The sequence below is a fragment of the Rhodanobacter koreensis genome (assembly GCF_054782855.1).
Map to the genome: position 1 here is coordinate 135812 of NZ_BAAGRR010000012.1, position 16008 is coordinate 151819.

The window sequence follows — 16008 nt, forward strand, 5'->3', positions numbered from 1 at the left end:
AAACCCGGCTCTGACGGGGGAACTCAAAATTCGAGAGCTCGAAAATTTTGTTTTGCTCAAAATTACTTTGAGCTCTTGATCTCCGTCGATTACGAATAGGCTCCTTTGAAGGGCGATCGTAAGGATTCCGGCTTTGCCGCGAATACTTACTTGCTCAGCCTGTAGCGATTGTCGTCGAACATCACCGGCACCCAGGCGTAGCGCGGATTATCGTTTTCCACATCATTCACTGAATTGACTCGATATCCTGCGGCTATATAACTCAATGCTTTTCCCAGATGCGGATCAGGAATAGAATCCAGAACCAAGGCTTTCTGTGCTGATCCATCAGGTTTGAAAACGATCAGAAATTCAACGAAGCCAGCCCTGGGTGAGAGGTCAGCGAATTTCGAATTACCCGTTTCGGGCATATATTGACGCTGACGCTCGCTCGACGAAACCGGGTAGATGTCAGTGCCCGAATCGCGCATTTGCGCTGTCTTTATTCCTGCATTGATAGCGTTGTCGTAGTTAGCGATAAAAATGTTTACATTTTTGACTACGTCTGGAAGCTTTGCGCGATCAAATTTTTCGTCGATGCGTTCAATGAGCTCTGCTGTATATCCTGGAGATGGCCGCAATTTCTGAGGCAATAACGCTGCGTAGTGGCCGAAGATCTGCGCCCAGTTCATCGCTTCCAGATAATTATCGGTACTCAATTCTATCTCAGCCATCTTGGCCATGGCCAAGATTTCCCCATGTGTCGCGGCATTGCTCAGATAAAGTTGAGCTTTGACCACATCGCGCTTTACAGGTGATGCTGGCAGCTGTTGTCCTATGCGATATATAGAGCCCACTATATATTGCGATGGCGTATCTCCATCATTAGCTAATTTTTCAAAGGCAGAAAAAATATTTTGGCGTTCGTTGATTGGCGTATTGATATCTAACAGTAGAGCGGGATCAGGCCTTTTCGACACGTCAGATGGAACGGCCTTCAACATATCAGCGGCGTTCAACGATGCCGATTTGGTTGTTTCCGTTTTTGATGTTTGCGACTGGGTCACCGCGATCGTACCGAACGGAATCAATAGCGACGCGAGAAAGAAACCAGCCATTTTTTTCATATACGTTCCAAATGATTGCGTATAGTCAGAAAAGGCCGGCTTATTTGGCCGCGACGACCCGCACCATCTCCAGGCACTTGTTCGAGTAGCCCCATTCGTTGTCGTACCAGCTCACAAGCTTGACGAAGGTGCTGTCCAGCGCGATGCCGGCATCGGCGTCGAACACCGAGGTGCAGGTCTCGCCGCGGAAGTCGGTGGCGACCACCTTGTCCTCGGTATAGCCCAGCACGCCCTTCAGCGCGCCCTGCGACTGCGCCTTCATCTCGGCGCAGATTTCCGCATAGGTGGCAGGCTTTTCCAGCTCGCAGGTGAGGTCGACTACGGACACGTCCGAGGTCGGCACGCGGAAGCTCATGCCGGTGAGCTTCTTGTTGAGCTCGGGAATCACCACGCCGACAGCCTTGGCCGCGCCGGTGGACGACGGAATGATGTTCTCCAGGATGCCGCGGCCGCCGCGCCAGTCCTTGTTGCTCGGGCCGTCGACGGTCTTCTGGGTGGCGGTGGCGGCGTGCACGGTGGTCATCAGGCCGCGCTTGATGCCCCACTTGTCGTGCATCACCTTGGCGATCGGTGCCAGGCAATTGGTGGTGCAGCTGGCGTTGGAGATGATCGCCTCGCCCTTGTAGGTCTTGTCGTTCACGCCGTAGACGAACATCGGCGTGTCGTCCTTCGACGGTGCGGACAGGATCACCTTCTTCGCGCCGGCATCCAGATGCTTCTGTGCGGTGACCTTGTCGAGGAACAGGCCGGTGGATTCGATCACCACGTCGGCGTTCACCTCATTCCACTTCAGCGCGGCCGGATCGCGCTCCTGGGTCAGGCGGATGGTCTTGCCGTTGACCACCAGCTGGCCGCCTTCCATCTTCACGTCGCCCTTGAAGCGGCCGTGCACGGAGTCGTAGCGCAGCATGTACGCGAGGTAATCCGGTTCGAGCAGGTCGTTGATCGCCACGATCTCGATGTCGTTGCCGAAGTTCTGCACGGCGGCGCGAAGCACGTTGCGACCGATGCGGCCGAAGCCGTTGATACCGACCTTGATGGTCATGAGGGAGCGTCCTCCTGAGGCGATGATGGGCGGGCAACCGCAGGCCGCGGAGCCGGGGTTTCAGCCACAAATCATACAATGAAAGCAGTCAGGCTCGATCATCAGCTGTGGCAGACTTGGGGTTTTCAACCGGACGATCCCATGACCTCGTTACGCCGCTCCCTCGTCATCGCACTGGCCATGTTCGTGGTAGCGCCGCTGGCGCAGGCTTGGGGACCACTCGGCCACAGTGTCGTGGCGGAGCTGGCGCAGAGGCACCTGAGCCCGGCTGCTGAGGCCGAGGTCGAGCGCCTGCTGGCGCCGGAACACACCACCTCGCTGGCCGACATTGCCAGCTGGCCAGACCAGATCCAGGACGATCCGGCCCAGGCGGTGCTGTGGAAACAGACCCGCGGCCTGCACTACATCGATTTCGTCCATGGCGATTGCAACTATGTGCCGCCGCGCGATTGCAGGGACGGCCGATGCGTGGTTGCGGGGCTGCAGCACTACGTGGCCGTGCTGGGTGATCGCAGCCAGCCGGATGCAGCGCGTCGCGAGGCGCTGAAATTCGTGGTGCATTTTGTCGGCGACATCCATCAGCCGTTGCATGCCGGTTCGCGGGATGACAAGGGCGGCAACACCTACCAGGTGCAGTTCGATGGCAAGGGCAGCAACCTGCACAAGGTATGGGACTCGGGCATGCTGAAAACCCGTGGCCTCGACGTGCAGGTGTATGCGCAAACCCTGGATGCGCGTGGCCCGGTGGAGCTGCCCTTGCCGATCGCACCGCTCGACAACCCCTATGCACAATGGGCGGAGGAATCCTGCAGCATCACGGCGGGAGCCGGGTTCTATCCAGCCAGCCACAAGATCGATCAGGCCTATGTCGCTGCCGAATTGCCGGTGGCCGAGTTGCGCCTGCGCGAGGCTGGCCGACGGCTGGCCGAGGTGCTCAACCTCACGCTGGGCCATTGAGCGAAAGCGGCATTCGCTGGCCGCTGCGGATGAACCGGGTTCTGTTAGGCTCTGACGACAACTGCCAATTCCGTGAAGCAATGACTACCGATAGCCAAATGCGCCGTACCAAGATCGTCGCCACCCTGGGCCCTGCCACCGATGCTCCCGGCATGCTCGAGAAATTGATCGCCGAAGGCGTCGACGTGGTTCGCCTGAACCTGTCGCATGGCATTCCGGATGATCATCGTGCACGCGCCAACGCGGTGCGGGCGGCTTCCGCGGCAGCCGGGCGCGAGGTCGGTGTGCTGGCCGACCTGCAGGGGCCGAAGATCCGCGTCGAGACATTTGCGAATGGTCCGGTGGAGCTTGTCGATGGCGCCCCGTTCGTGCTGGATTGCCGTCCCGACGCACCGGCCGGCGATGCCGCGCGGGTCGGTGTCAGCTATTACGAATTGCCGCAGGACGTGCATGCCGGTGACGTCTTGCTGCTGGACGACGGACTGATTGCACTGACCGTGCTGGAGGTGGTCGGTGCCGAGGTGCGTTGCCGCGTGTTGATCGGCGGCAAGTTGTCCAATCGCAAGGGCCTCAACCGGCAGGGCGGCGGCCTCTCGGTCACCGCGCTGTCGGACAAGGACAAGGCCGATATCAAGCTGGCGGCAGAGATTGGCGCGGACTTTCTCGCCGTGTCCTTCGTGCGTTCGGCCGCGGACATGCACCAGGCGCGCCGGCTGTTGCACGAAGCCGGCGGCAGTGCGGCGCTGGTGGCCAAGATCGAGCGCGCCGATGCGATCCCGGTATTGGGCGAGATCATCGATGCCTCCGACGTGGTGATGGTGGCGCGCGGCGACCTCGGCGTGGAAATCGGTGATGCCGAACTGCCTGGCCTGCAGAAGAAGATCATCCGCGAATCGGTGCAGCGCAATCGCGCGGTGATCACCGCCACGCAGATGCTGCAGTCGATGGTGCGCTCGCCGATTCCGACGCGTGCCGAGGTGCTGGATGTCGCCAATGCGGTGATCGACGGCACCGATGCGGTGATGCTGTCGGAGGAAACCGCAGCAGGTGTACATCCGGACAAGGCGGTGGCGGCGATGCGCCGGATCTGCCTCGGTGCCGAACGCCAGTTCGAGCCGAAGGAGGATCTGGCCGGCGCCAGCCACCAGATGAACCGTACCGATCAGGCGATTGCCCTGGCCGCAATGGTGCTGGCCGGCCAGCTGGGTGTGCGGGCGATCGTGGCCCTGACCGAATCCGGTGCTACCGCGCAGTGGCTGTCGCGCTACCGCAGCGCGGTGCCGATCTACGGCATGTCGCCGTTCGCGGCCGCGCGTCGGCGCATGCAGGTGTTGCGCGACGTGCAGCCGGTGGAGTTCAGCCACGGCGAGAGGCAGAGCATGGCCTCCTCCACGCGCGCTGCGGTGCAGCTGCTGTTCGAGAAGGGCAAGCTGGCCGAGGGCGACAGCGTGGTGATCACCTACGGTGACCGTGTCGGCCACGTCGGCGGTACCAACACGCTGAAACTGCTCTCGGTCGGCGCCGACGGCATGGTCGAGAGCCTGCGCGACCTGTAAGGCTTGCCCGCGGCTGTCCGGCGTGCGGTCGCCGACCGCTGACGGACGCCGGGGCAGTTACACTCTGGGCCGACCGCAGCTTGTACTGGAGATCGCCATGAAAACGTCGTTTCGTCCGTTTGGCCAGGGCCTGTTGCTGGCGCTGGCGTTGGGTTTCGTGGCGCCGGTACTGGCGCAGCAGGCTCACAGGGTCGACCAGCAGAATCTCTATCGTTACTGGATCCTGATCAGCACCAAGGTGCAGATGGATGCGCCGAACAGTGGCCTTAACCTGGACAAGCCCGGTTGCGCCACAGTGACCTACACGATCGGCTCCGACGGCGTGCCGATGGACGTGCAGGTGGTCAAGGTGGTGCCCAAGAGCGATCTGGGTCCGGCCGCGCGCAGCGCGGTATCCAATTTCCGCTACGGTCCGTCGCTGACCAATCGCACCGGCGAACCGGTCGCCACCTATTACGTCGTGCCGTTCAATGCGCCTGCGGACCCGGCACAGCGCCAGCAGCTGATGGATGCCTGCAAGCTGCCCGGCTACGCACCGTAAGCCAGAGCGAGTGCCGACTCCCGGCCGCTTTTGGCAAACTGGCCTATAATTGCCGTTTTTAACCATGCCGCTTCGCCTGTGAGGCGGTTTCTATCTTGTGCGGGCGAACATCGCCCTCGCTACCGGAGTCGTCATGAGTATTGAAGATCTCGAAAGCATCGCCCTGGCGATGGTCGCGCCCGGCAAGGGCATCATCGCCATCGACGAGTCGACCAACACCATCAAGAAGCGCTTCGAGGCCGTCGGCATCGAGAACACCGAGGAAAATCGTCGCGCCTATCGTGAGCTGCTGCTGACCACGCCGGGCCTGAACGAGCACATCTCCGGCGCGATCCTGTACGACGAGACGATCCGCCAGTCGACCAAGGACGGCGTGCCGTTCACCCAGTTGATGAAGAAGCTCGGCATCATCCCGGGCATCAAGGTCGACAAGGGCCCCGTGCCGCTGGCCGGCTTCCCCGGCGACGTGGTCACCGAAGGCCTCGACGGCCTGCGCGAGCGCCTGCAGGAATACGCCAAGCTCGGTGCGCAGTTCGCCAAGTGGCGTGCCGTGATCAACATCAGCGAAGACAACCCCAGTTCCACCGCGATCGAGGCGAACTGCCATGTGCTGGCCCGCTACGCCGCGCTGTGCCAGGAAGCGGGCATCGTGCCGATGGTCGAGCCCGAAGTGATCATGGACGGCGACCACAGCATCGAAGTCAGCTACGAAGTGCACGAGGCGGTGCTGCGCAGCCTGTTCAATGCGCTGTACGAGCAGAACGTGATGCTGGAAGGCACCATCCTGAAGGTCAGCATGGTCATTCCGGGCAAGGAATCGGACGAGCAGGTCGATGTCGAGGAAGTGGCCGAGGCCACCGTGCGCGTGCTCAAGACCACCGTGCCGGCGTCACTGCCGGGCATCGTGTTCCTTTCCGGTGGCCAGACCGACCAGCAGTCCACCGCGCATCTGAATGCGATGAACCAGATCGGTCCGCACCCGTGGCCGCTGTCGTTCTCCTACGGGCGCGCCATGCAGCAGGCGGCGCTGAAGCTGTGGGCGAAGGACATGAAGGCGAACTACGCCGAAGCGCAGAAGACCGTGCACGCCCGCGCGCGCGACAACGGCCTGGCCGCGCTGGGCCAGTGGAACGGCTGATCGAACGAAAGCGCATCCAGCGAGCCGTCCAGGCGCGCTGAGGTACAAAAAAACGGGCGCCTCGCGGCGCCCGTTTTCGTTGCAGACCATGGATCAATCGATCAGAAGCGGTATTCCGCGCTGGCCGAGACCATGTCGGTGCTCAGGTCGACGTTGTGCTTCTTGGCGTCGAAGTAGTCGTAGTTCAGACCCACGCTGAGGTTGCTGGTGATGTTGTAGCCCACACCGGCGCCACCGTACCAGCTGTTGTCGCTCAGGCCCTTGTTGACCGGGTTGACGTCATTGCTGAGGCCGTGGCCCGTCCAGCTGTAGAGGCCGGCACGGCCGCTGATGTACCAGTTCGGGCTGAGGTTGAGGTGTGCATTGGCACCGGCGGTCCAGCCGTGCAGCTGGGATTTGCCCGGGGCAATCACCGGCTGGCTGTTGAAGACGTTCTTCGCGTGGATATTGCCCAGGTCGTTGTAACCCACTTCGGCGCCCAGCGAGAAGTTCGGCGCCAGCGACCAGCGGTAGCCACCATTGAGCGCATAGCCGGTGTCGTGGCCGTTGTCGTACGGACCCTGATTGATGGCGGTACGGCCGACATTGCCGTTGATGAACCAGCCACCGTTGTCGGCGGGCGCGCTCTGCGCAAAGGCGGCGGGAATGGTGAGGGTGCCGGCTGCAGCAAGAGCGAGGGCAAGTAGTGTCTTTTTCATGGAGAGTCTCCTTGTTATGACAAAAACGGTCGCCGGCCGGTTGGGGAAATGGGCGCGGCGCCGGATGTGGCCAAGCCGAAGCTTGGCAAGCACCGAACAGTTAGATGGAGCCGTTCGGGAAAGATTCAATACTTGTCAGTATAGTATTAAGGTTAAATTAAGTTTTACGTCGAAGATGCATCGGATGCGAAAGAAAACGGGCACCGGAGCGCCCGTTTCGTAGCACCACAGGCGGTAACGCCAGCGATCAGAAGCGGTATTCCGTGCTGACCGTATAGGCGCTCGTCTGCAACTCGACGTTCCTGCCCGTGCCGTTGTAATAGTCGTAGTTCAGGCCCAGGCTCCACTGCGGCGTGATGTTGTAGCCCACGCCGGCGCCGGCGTAGTACTGCGTGCGGTTGAACTGGGTGAACGTGGGGTTCGCGGTGTCGGTGAGGCCTTCGCCCTGCGCGTAGAACGCACCGCCGCGCAATTCGCCATACCAGCTCGGGCTGAGGTTGTAGCGCAGGTCGAGACCGGCGGTGGTCCCGCGCAGCTTCGACTTGACGGAGTCGTCACCGGCCTGACCACGGGCGCTGACGCGACCCAGATACTGGTAGCCGACTTCCACGCCGAGCGAGGTTTCCGGGTTGATTGCGAAGCGGTAGCCCCCCTTCACGCCACCGTCGGGTGCGCCGTTGTCATACGGGCCCTTGCTGAGGTCGGAGTAACCGGCGTTGGCGCCGACATACCAGCCTTGCTGGGCGGTGGGAGTGGTGCTCTGGGCTTGGGCGGCGGGGATGGCCACCAGGCCGGCGGCTGTGAAGGCAATGGCAAGTAGCGTCTTGTTCATGGGGGTATTCCTCTTGTTCTGGGTCCAGGCCGCGGGGCCTCGGGGAAAGGTGTGGCCGCGGCTTTGGCAGCTGCATGGGATTGCAGTGCCGGGCGATTAGATCGTGACGTGCCTGAAGGGTTTCAATACCGGATGGTTCAGAATTAAGCGCGAGTTAATGTCAAGCCACTGGGCGAGGACAAATCGACGCGCCCTCCGGCTGAAGTGCGGGCGACATATTCCCAGTGATCGGCGACAATGCCCGCTTTTCGCCGACGCCAGCCCGGAGAACGACCTGATGACCACCCGCCGCGAACTCGCCAACGCCGTGCGCGCCCTTGCCATGGACGCCGTGGAGGCGGCCAATTCCGGCCATCCGGGCATGCCGATGGGTATGGCGGATATCGCCGAAGTGCTGTGGAACGACTTCCTGCAGTTCAACCCGGCCAATCCGAAGTGGCCGAATCGGGATCGTTTCGTGCTTTCCAACGGCCACGGCTCGATGCTGCAGTACGCCTTGCTGCACCTGACCGGCTTCGACCTGCCGATCGAGCAGCTTAAGCGCTTCCGCCAGCTGCATTCGAAGACCGCCGGCCATCCGGAAGCCAGCGAAACTCCGGGCGTGGAAACCACCACCGGCCCGCTCGGCCAGGGTCTGGCCAATGCGGTGGGTTTTGCACTGGCCGAGAAGGTGCTGGCAGCGCATTTCAACCGTCCGGGCCACGACGTCGTCGATCACCACACTTATGTCTTCCTCGGCGACGGTTGCCTGATGGAGGGCATTTCGCACGAGGTCGCCTCGCTGGCCGGCACCTGGCAACTGGGCAAGCTGGTTGCGATCTACGATGACAACGGCATCTCGATCGACGGCGAAGTGCACGGCTGGTTCACCGACGACACCCCGGCACGCTTCGAGGCGTATGGCTGGAATGTGGTCCGTGGCGTCGACGGGCACGATGCCGAGGCCGTGAAGAAGGCGATTGCCGCCGCTACCGCGCAGGGCGACAAGCCCACCCTGATCTGCGCCAAGACCATCATTGGTTTCGGTGCGCCGAACAAGCAGGGCAAGGAAGAGAGCCACGGCGCCGCGCTGGGCAAGAACGAGATCGCTGCGGCCCGCGCACAACTGGGCTGGAACTACGCCCCGTTCGAGATTCCGGCCGAGATCTACGCCGGTTGGGATGCCAAGGCTGCCGGCAGCAAGCGCGAGCAGAGCTGGAACGATGCCTTTGCAAACTACGCCACTGCGCATCCGGAACTCGCCGCGGAGCTCAAGCGCCGTCTCGCCGGCGAGCTGCCGGCCGACTGGGCTGAGAAGTCGCAAGCCTATGTCGCCAAGCTGCAAGCCGAAGGCCCGGAAGTAGCGAGCCGCAAGGCCTCGCAGATGACGCTGGATGCGTTCGGTCCGCTGCTGCCGGAACTGATCGGCGGTTCGGCCGACCTGGCCGGCTCCAACCTCACCAAATGGAAGGGCAGCCTCGATGCCGCCACCGGCAACAGCTCGGACGGCAAGGGCAACTACATCTACTACGGCGTGCGCGAGTTCGGCATGAGTGCGATCGCCAATGGCGTGGCTCTGCACGGCGGCTTCATTCCGTACGACGCCACCTTCCTGGTGTTCTCCGACTATGCGCGCAATGCGGTGCGCATGAGCGCGCTGATCCCGGCGCATGCGATCCACGTCTATACGCATGACTCGATCGGTCTGGGCGAGGACGGTCCGACCCATCAGCCGGTCGAGCATCTGGCCTCGCTGCGCTACATCCCGAACAACCAGCTGTGGCGTCCGTGTGACGCGGTGGAATCGGCCGCATCGTGGAAGGCCGCGATCGAGCGCAAGGGCGCGCCGGCCTGCCTGGTCTTCTCGCGGCAGAATCTGAAGCATCAGCAGCGCAGCGCGCAGCAGGTCGCCGACATCATGCGCGGTGGCTACGTGCTATCCGATCCGCTGGACACGAAGTTCCAGGCGATCCTGATCGCCACCGGTTCGGAAGTGGAACTGGCGATGGAGGCGGCACGCACGCTGGCGCAGCAGAACGTGGCGGTGCGCGTGGTGTCGATGCCATGCACCGAGGTGTTCGACGTGCAGCCGCTGGAATACCGCGAAGGTGTGCTGCCCGGCTGGTGCCGTGCCCGCGTCGCGGTGGAAGCGGCGACGGCCGACTTCTGGTGCAAGTATGTGGGCCTGGACGGCGAGGTGGTCGGTATGACCACGTTCGGTGCCTCCGCGCCGGCGCCGCAGCTGTTCGAGCATTTCGGCTTCAGCGTGGCGCATGTGGTGGATGCGGTGAAACGCGTCATCCGCTGATCGCATCGTCGCAGAATGCAGAAAAGCCGCGGCGTGCCGCGGCTTTCTTGTGGCCTGGAAGGCGATCAGATTGTCAGCATATTGGCCAGTTCGTCCGGAGTGGCGGCAATCGCGTGAGCGCCTGCCTGTTCCAGTTCCGTGCGTGTGCCGAAACCCCACAACACACCAATGCCGCGAACATCATTGGCCAGAGCGCCTTTGATGTCGAAGCGGCGGTCGCCGATCATCACGGCGTCGATCGGCCTGACATCGAAGTCGCTCAGTGCCGTGGCGATCATCGAGGCCTTCTCGCTGTGAGCACTTCCGGGATCCGGGCCGTACAGGCGCAGGAAGGCATCGCCGAAGGGAAGATGGGCAACGATGGGTGCCGCGTGCTGGTGCGGCTTGCTGGTCACCACGGCCAGCCGGTGGCCGGCGGCAAGCAGTCGCTCGATCAGCGATTCGATGCCTGGATAGATCTCGTGCTCGCGCCAACCGTGCGTATCGAAACGTTCGTGGTAATACGCAACGGCGGCCTCGATCCGTTCGGCATCGTGGTCCAGCAACGGCGCGAAGCTGTGCCGCAACGGCGGCCCGATCCAGCCACGCAGTTCCTCATGCGTCGGCGCTGGAACGGCCAGCCGTGCCAGCGCATGTTTCACGCATGCCGTGATGCCATGCTCGGAATCGATCAGGGTGCCGTCGAGGTCGAACAGGCAGAGCATTACTTCGTGGCTCGCGCCTTCAGCGCGGTGACGGCCGGCAATTCCTTGCCTTCGAGGAATTCGAGGAAGGCGCCGCCACCGGTGGAGATGTACGACACCTGGTCGGCGATGCCGTACTTGTCGACCGCCGCGAGCGTGTCGCCGCCGCCAGCGATCGAAAATGCCTTGGAGTCGGCGATCGCGCGCGCCAGCGTCTCGGTGCCCTTGCCGAACGCGTCGAATTCGAACACGCCGACCGGGCCGTTCCATACTACGGTGCCGGCTTTGGCGATCAGCTCGGCGTAACGGGCTGCGGTCTGCGGCCCGATGTCGAGGATCAGCTCACCGTCGTTGACCTGGTCGACCGGTTTCACCGTGGCCGGCGCCTGCGCGGAAAACGCCGGCGCCACCACCACGTCGACCGGCATCGGCACTTCGACGCCGCGGCGCTTCGCATCGGCGAGCACCTTCTTCGCGGCGTCGATCAGGTCCGGCTCGTACAGCGAGTTGCCGATCGAATGACCCATCGCGGCGATGAAGGTATTCGCGATGCCGCCGCCGACGATCAGCTGGTCGACCTTGCCGATCAGATTGTCCAGCAGGGTCAGTTTGGTGGATACCTTGGAGCCGGCGACGATCGCCAGCAGCGGATGCGCCGGGTGTTCCAGCGCCTTGCCCAGCGCGTCCAGTTCCGCCGACAGCAGCGGACCGGCGGCGGCGATCGGGGCGAACCGGATCACGCCATGGGTGGAGGCCTGGGCGCGGTGTGCGGTGCCGAAGGCGTCCATCACGAAGATGTCGCACAGTGCGGCGTATTTCTTCGCCAGCGTCTCGTCGTCCTTGCCCTCGCCGATGTTCATGCGGCAGTTTTCCAGCAGCACCACTTCACCTGCAGCCACCTCGACACCGTCGAGGTAGTCGGCCAGCAGCCGCACCGGCGTGCCGAGCCTGTCGCCCAGCCACTGCGCCACCGGCGCCAGCGAGGATTCGGCATCGAACCGGCCTTCTTTCGGGCGGCCCAGATGCGACAGCACCAGCACCTTCGCACCGGCATCGCGAGCGGCCTTGATCGTGGGCAGGGCCGCATCGAGGCGCTGGGCCGACGTGATCTGGCCGTGATCGTCGATCGGCACATTCAGATCCTCGCGGATCAGGACGCGCTGGTCGCGCAAATCAAGGTCACTCATGCGGATGACTGACACGGCAGAACTCCAGTGATGGTTTGAAATCGCCACCGAGAGGCGGCAACCGGCTATTGTCCGGTGGCCCACGCGTCGATGCAAACGGCCATAGGCCAAAGCGGCAATTGTCGCCAGCCATCCGCGTGGCCCAAACTGGGGCTAGACTGCCACTTCCGTGCAAGGGGGCGAAGCATGACTACCGGTTTGGTGCTCTACGGCTACTGGCGTTCCAGCGCGGCCTATCGCGTACGCATCGCGCTGAATCTCAAGGGTTTGAGTTACGAAACGCGGCCGGTGCACCTGTTGCGCGACGGCGGCGAGCAGCATGCGGATGACTATCGCACGCTCAATCCGCAGGAGCTGATTCCCTGTCTGCTCGATGGCGACCGGGTACTGACCCAGTCGCTGGCGATCATGGAATATCTCGACGAGATGTATCCCGAGCCGGAAACGGCGCTGCTGCCGGTCGATGCGCGGGGGCGGGCGCAGGTGCGCGCGTTGGCCATGACGGTGGCCTGCGACATCCATCCACTGGGCAATCTGCGTGTGCTGAACCGGCTCGAATCACAGCTCGGTGCCGACGAGGCGCAACGTGCGGAATGGTCGCGGCACTGGATCGCCACGGGCTTCAAGGCGATGGAGGCGATGCTGGCCGACAATGCGGCAACCGGCCGTTACTGCCGCGGCGAGACTCCGGGCATGGCCGACGCCTGTCTGGTGCCGCAGTTCTACAACGCGCTGCGCTGGAAATTGCCGCTGGACGACTACCCGACCTTGCGGCGCATTCATCAGGCCTGCAGTGAACTGGATGCGTTCCGGCGGGCCGTGCCGGAAGCGCAGCCGGATGCGCCACCAGGCTAGAAGCCCATGCCGTACGGATCGTTGCCGGCCAATTCCTGATTGCTGCTGCCGCCTTCCGCGAGCCGGATCTTCAGCGCCAGGCCGTCGCGCGAATCGGACTTGTTGAGCGCCTCCTCCAGTTCCACGCGGCCTTCCTTGTACAACCGGTACAGCGACTGGTCGAAGGTCTGCATGCCTTCCTGCAGGCTGCGGTCCATCGCTTCCTTGATTTCGTGGATCTGACCGCGGCGGATCATGTCGCGGATCAGCGGGGTATTCAGCAGCACCTCGGCAGCCGGAATGCGGCGACCGTCCTTGCCGATCACCAGGCGCTGGCTGATCACCGCGCGCAGGTTCAGCGCCAGGTTCATCAACACGTTCTTGTGCGCCGATTCCGGGAAGAAGTTGAGGATGCGCTCCAGCGTCTGGTCGGCATTGTTGGAGTGCAATGTGGCAAGGCACAGGTGGCCGGTTTCGGAGAACGCGATGGCCGCTTCCATCGTATCGGTGTCGCGGATTTCGCCGATCATGATCACGTCCGGCGCCTCGCGCATCGCGTTCTTCAGCGCCTCGTGGTAGCTGTGCGTATCCAGCCCGACCTCGCGCTGGTTGACGATCGACTTCTTGTGCCGGTGCAGATACTCGATCGGATCCTCGATGGTGAGGATGTGGCCGGACGAGTTGGTGTTGCGCTGGTCGATCATCGCCGCCAGCGTGGTCGACTTGCCCGAACCGGTGGCGCCGACCACCAGGATCAGCCCACGCGGCTCCATGATCAGTTCGCGAAAGATCGACGGCAGCTGCAACTGGTCGATGCTGGGGATCTCGCTCTTGATCGCGCGGATCACCATGCCCACCTCGCCGCGCTGCTTGAACACGTTGATGCGGAAGCGGCCGGCTTCCTTCACCGCCAGTGCCATGTTGAGTTCGAGGTTGCGCTCGAACTGCGGCACCTGGCCCTCGTCCATCAGCGAATAGGCGATCTTCTTGACCATGCCGCCGGGCAGGCCGGTGTTGCCCAGTGGATAGAGTTTTCCCTCGACCTTGATGTTCACCGGGGCGCCCGTCGTCAGGAACATGTCCGACGCGCCCTTGTCTACCATAAGCTTGAGGAAGTAACCGATATCCACAAAAGTCCCCTGTTTCTGAAATGCGCGTTGCAATGATGGATTATGCCTGCCCACAATACGCTGCGACACACTACGAGGAATGTGACGGTGCACATCTTTTCCCTGCCGGCCGGGTCCCCCCGCCGCATCCGCGCGACTACGGTCGCCCTGGCGCTGACCCTGGCGCTGGCCGGCTGTGCCACGGTGCCCCCGCCGGATGATTCGATGAACATGGCGCAGACGCAGCTGCAGGCGGCGCGCGATGCCGGCGCGGCCGATTACGCGCCGGTCGATCTGGGTTTTGCGCAGGACAAGTTCCAGCAAGCCCAGGCGGCCATGGCCGAGCGCAAATATGTCGACGCGGCTGCGCTGGCCGAGGAGTCCCGTGCGGATGCCGACCTGGCTCGAGCCAAGGCGCGGTTGGGCGCGACCCGCGCGCAGATCCAGAGCAAGGTCCAGGAGAATTCCCGCCTGCGCGCCCAGGGCGAGCAGGCCGAGGCCGAGGCCCAGCAGCAGGAGGCGGCACCGGCCGCTGCCGGGTCTTCCAGTCCGGCACCGACCGAGGACATGCCGGCACCGGCTTCGTCCGTGCTGTCCGCACCACCTCCGGGTAGCGGTTTCCAGACCGTGCCCACCGACAACCAGCCGCCAGCCTCAAGCTCCAGCACCCAGGGAGGCCAGCCATGAAACGGTTCACCATCACGCTTGCCGCGATCGCACTGGTACTGGCGACCATGGGAGCCGCCCATGCCCGGCAGGACGACATCGACATCAGTCGCCTGACCAGCAGTCTTGACCAGCTGGCCAATGACCCCAGCCTGGGCAACTACGCCCAGGCCGAACAAGCGCGCGCGCGCGATGCGATCAACCGGCTCGCGCAAGCCGGTCGGCACGATCGGGCCCATGCGTTGTATCTGGCGGAACGGCGAGTGGATCTGGCCAAGACGGCCGCCCAGCTGCAGGACGCCCAGACCAAGTTGACCCAGCTCGACCGCGAGCACGACCAGATCATGCTCGACAACAGCCGGCGCGAGACGGAAATCGCGCGCCGCGAGCTGGAGCGCCAGCGCCTGCAGTCCCAGCTGGCCCAGGAAGAAGCCGCACGCCTGCAGGAGCAGGGGCAGGCCTATTCGCAGGCGGCCGATCAGGCGCGTGCGGAAGCCGACCAGGCGAAGAAGCTGGCAGCGGCGCAAGCCAAGGTAGCCAGGGCAGCCCGTCACGAAGCCGCGCTGGCGGCTGAGGCGGCGAAGGCGATGCGTTCGCAGATGCAGGATGGCAGCACGACGGACACCCCGGCGACCGCGCCGAAAAAGCACCCCAAGAAGTCCGACGGCCAGCCTTGAGCGGTAGTGCTCAAGGCTCCTGAGCCCCTATGGTCACTGGTTCGCGGGTGGCCGGCGGCTGGCTTGCCCGGGGCTTTAGTTACGTCAATGTAAAATATTGTTTTGACAGGTTTTTCGTCCTGATCAAGGCGATCGCCCGAACCTGTCTGCGAGGCTTGCACCACCCGGATCGGGGGAGTAGGGTCGGAGTCCCATGGGGCATTCCTGCCGCATGGGTCACTGACCTGAACCATGCATGCATTCCACGTTTTCCTCCCCTCCCGCTGACCGGTATTCCGGCACGGGACGTGGTTGCGCGCATGTGTTCAATTGTCTGCGGATGCCTCTGTCCGGGCACCGCATACCCACTCGTGAGGAGGTCGGACTATGTTTGAAAACCAGCAGCGTGAGGATGTCGAGGCATTGATGAAAGCCGATGCCGAGTTCCGCCGGCTCTACCAGCATCACAGACAACTTGACAGCAAGGTGCACGACGCCGACATCGGCGTACTTCCGATTGACGATGTCACCCTGGCCAGCATGAAGAAGGAGAAGCTGCTCGCCAAGGCACGACTCGAACGCATGTGGGCGGATCGGGCACACCTCATCCACTGAATCTGCGGTTTTACGCGAAGCGCGGCCCCGGGCTTTCCCAGATGTACAGGGAAAACGCCGGGGCCGCAGCGTTTCCGGTGTGTGTCTGGGGCGTGTGC

At 63.1% G+C, this 16008-nt stretch carries 16 protein-coding genes; 9 read left to right on the plus strand and 7 right to left on the minus strand.

Annotated elements, in window-relative coordinates:
* Nucleotides 1-146: 146 nt before the first annotated feature.
* Complete coding sequence (locus tag ACYVKM_RS14260; RefSeq protein ID WP_460878277.1) at nt 147-1106, minus strand: hypothetical protein; 960 nt, start codon at nt 1104-1106, stop codon at nt 147-149.
* A 40-nt stretch (nt 1107-1146) separates the two neighbouring features.
* Nucleotides 1147-2151 carry a type I glyceraldehyde-3-phosphate dehydrogenase gene (gene gap, locus ACYVKM_RS14265; RefSeq protein WP_460878278.1) on the minus strand — a complete coding sequence of 335 codons (1005 nt, stop codon included), beginning with the start codon at nt 2149-2151 and terminating at the stop codon, nt 1147-1149.
* A 141-nt stretch (nt 2152-2292) separates the two neighbouring features.
* On the opposite strand from gap, the gene ACYVKM_RS14270 reads away from it, so the two are divergent.
* The 4 genes from ACYVKM_RS14270 to ACYVKM_RS14285 all read left to right on the plus strand — a co-directional run bounded on the left by ACYVKM_RS14270 (nt 2293) and on the right by ACYVKM_RS14285 (nt 6343).
* A complete protein-coding gene (locus ACYVKM_RS14270; protein WP_460878279.1) occupies nt 2293-3108 on the plus strand; it encodes a S1/P1 nuclease in 816 nt (271 codons plus the stop codon).
* 80 nt (nt 3109-3188) lie between these two features.
* Nucleotides 3189-4664, plus strand: a complete 1476-nt coding sequence (pyk, locus tag ACYVKM_RS14275; protein WP_460878280.1) for a pyruvate kinase — start codon at nt 3189-3191, stop codon at nt 4662-4664.
* A gap of 97 nt (nt 4665-4761) precedes the next feature.
* On the plus strand, nt 4762-5205 hold the full coding sequence (locus ACYVKM_RS14280; RefSeq protein ID WP_460878281.1) for an energy transducer TonB: 444 nt from the start codon (nt 4762-4764) through the stop codon (nt 5203-5205).
* Between the two features lie 133 nt (nt 5206-5338).
* A complete protein-coding gene (locus ACYVKM_RS14285) occupies nt 5339-6343 on the plus strand; it encodes a class I fructose-bisphosphate aldolase (protein WP_460878282.1) in 1005 nt (334 codons plus the stop codon).
* Nucleotides 6344-6444: 101 nt separating this feature from the next.
* Here the strand turns inward: ACYVKM_RS14285 and ACYVKM_RS14290 are convergent, their stop codons facing one another.
* Both ACYVKM_RS14290 and ACYVKM_RS14295 read right to left on the minus strand, forming a co-directional pair.
* On the minus strand, nt 6445-7041 hold the full coding sequence (locus ACYVKM_RS14290) for a porin family protein (protein ID WP_460878283.1): 597 nt from the start codon (nt 7039-7041) through the stop codon (nt 6445-6447).
* A gap of 247 nt (nt 7042-7288) precedes the next feature.
* Nucleotides 7289-7873: a porin family protein gene (locus ACYVKM_RS14295; protein WP_460878284.1), complete on the minus strand. Its 585-nt coding sequence runs from the start codon at nt 7871-7873 to the stop codon at nt 7289-7291.
* 277 nt (nt 7874-8150) lie between these two features.
* Here ACYVKM_RS14295 and tkt point away from each other — a divergent pair, with 277 nt between their 5' ends.
* Complete coding sequence (gene tkt, locus ACYVKM_RS14300) at nt 8151-10160, plus strand: transketolase (RefSeq protein WP_460878285.1); 2010 nt, start codon at nt 8151-8153, stop codon at nt 10158-10160.
* Nucleotides 10161-10225: 65 nt separating this feature from the next.
* Here tkt and ACYVKM_RS14305 read toward each other — a convergent pair whose 3' ends face one another.
* Both ACYVKM_RS14305 and ACYVKM_RS14310 read right to left on the minus strand, forming a co-directional pair.
* Complete coding sequence (locus ACYVKM_RS14305) at nt 10226-10864, minus strand: HAD hydrolase-like protein (RefSeq protein ID WP_460878286.1); 639 nt, start codon at nt 10862-10864, stop codon at nt 10226-10228.
* A complete protein-coding gene (locus ACYVKM_RS14310; RefSeq protein ID WP_460878287.1) occupies nt 10864-12030 on the minus strand; it encodes a phosphoglycerate kinase in 1167 nt (388 codons plus the stop codon). Before ACYVKM_RS14310 ends, ACYVKM_RS14305 begins: the two co-directional genes overlap by 1 nt.
* A 186-nt stretch (nt 12031-12216) precedes the next feature.
* Between ACYVKM_RS14310 and maiA the strand changes: the two genes are divergently transcribed.
* Nucleotides 12217-12885, plus strand: coding sequence for a maleylacetoacetate isomerase (gene maiA, locus ACYVKM_RS14315; protein WP_460878288.1), 669 nt, complete (start codon nt 12217-12219; stop codon nt 12883-12885).
* Here the strand turns inward: maiA and ACYVKM_RS14320 are convergent.
* Nucleotides 12882-13967 carry a PilT/PilU family type 4a pilus ATPase gene (locus tag ACYVKM_RS14320; protein WP_460878917.1) on the minus strand — a complete coding sequence of 362 codons (1086 nt, stop codon included), beginning with the start codon at nt 13965-13967 and terminating at the stop codon, nt 12882-12884. The genes maiA and ACYVKM_RS14320 overlap by 4 nt on opposite strands.
* A 114-nt stretch (nt 13968-14081) precedes the next feature.
* On the opposite strand from ACYVKM_RS14320, the gene ACYVKM_RS14325 reads away from it, so the two are divergent.
* From ACYVKM_RS14325 to ACYVKM_RS14335, 3 genes are all read left to right on the plus strand, one after another.
* The gene (locus ACYVKM_RS14325) at nt 14082-14660 is read left to right on the plus strand and encodes a DUF4398 domain-containing protein (protein WP_460878289.1); all 579 of its coding nucleotides are present in this window, start codon (nt 14082-14084) and stop codon (nt 14658-14660) included.
* Nucleotides 14657-15316, plus strand: a complete 660-nt coding sequence (locus tag ACYVKM_RS14330; RefSeq protein ID WP_460878290.1) for a hypothetical protein — start codon at nt 14657-14659, stop codon at nt 15314-15316. The genes ACYVKM_RS14325 and ACYVKM_RS14330 overlap by 4 nt, the downstream gene beginning before the upstream one ends.
* A gap of 366 nt (nt 15317-15682) precedes the next feature.
* Entirely contained in the window at nt 15683-15910 is a 228-nt protein-coding gene (locus ACYVKM_RS14335) for a YdcH family protein (RefSeq protein ID WP_460878291.1), read from the plus strand.
* Nucleotides 15911-16008 lie beyond the last annotated feature (98 nt).

Bases quoted from the DNA above. Each gene is read 5' to 3' on its own strand.
- ACYVKM_RS14260 (WP_460878277.1), bottom strand. From the start codon at position 1,106: ATGAAAAAAATGGCTGGTTTCTTTCTCGCGTCGCTATTGATTCCGTTC.
- gap (WP_460878278.1), bottom strand. From the start codon at position 2,151: ATGACCATCAAGGTCGGTATCAACGGCTTCGGCCGCATCGGTCGCAAC.
- ACYVKM_RS14270 (WP_460878279.1), top strand. From the start codon at position 2,293: ATGACCTCGTTACGCCGCTCCCTCGTCATCGCACTGGCCATGTTCGTG.
- pyk (WP_460878280.1), top strand. From the start codon at position 3,189: ATGACTACCGATAGCCAAATGCGCCGTACCAAGATCGTCGCCACCCTG.
- ACYVKM_RS14280 (WP_460878281.1), top strand. From the start codon at position 4,762: ATGAAAACGTCGTTTCGTCCGTTTGGCCAGGGCCTGTTGCTGGCGCTG.
- ACYVKM_RS14285 (WP_460878282.1), top strand. From the start codon at position 5,339: ATGAGTATTGAAGATCTCGAAAGCATCGCCCTGGCGATGGTCGCGCCC.
- ACYVKM_RS14290 (WP_460878283.1), bottom strand. From the start codon at position 7,041: ATGAAAAAGACACTACTTGCCCTCGCTCTTGCTGCAGCCGGCACCCTC.
- ACYVKM_RS14295 (WP_460878284.1), bottom strand. From the start codon at position 7,873: ATGAACAAGACGCTACTTGCCATTGCCTTCACAGCCGCCGGCCTGGTG.
- tkt (WP_460878285.1), top strand. From the start codon at position 8,151: ATGACCACCCGCCGCGAACTCGCCAACGCCGTGCGCGCCCTTGCCATG.
- ACYVKM_RS14305 (WP_460878286.1), bottom strand. From the start codon at position 10,864: ATGCTCTGCCTGTTCGACCTCGACGGCACCCTGATCGATTCCGAGCAT.
- ACYVKM_RS14310 (WP_460878287.1), bottom strand. From the start codon at position 12,030: ATGAGTGACCTTGATTTGCGCGACCAGCGCGTCCTGATCCGCGAGGAT.
- maiA (WP_460878288.1), top strand. From the start codon at position 12,217: ATGACTACCGGTTTGGTGCTCTACGGCTACTGGCGTTCCAGCGCGGCC.
- ACYVKM_RS14320 (WP_460878917.1), bottom strand. From the start codon at position 13,967: ATGGTAGACAAGGGCGCGTCGGACATGTTCCTGACGACGGGCGCCCCG.
- ACYVKM_RS14330 (WP_460878290.1), top strand. From the start codon at position 14,657: ATGAAACGGTTCACCATCACGCTTGCCGCGATCGCACTGGTACTGGCG.
- ACYVKM_RS14335 (WP_460878291.1), top strand. From the start codon at position 15,683: ATGTTTGAAAACCAGCAGCGTGAGGATGTCGAGGCATTGATGAAAGCC.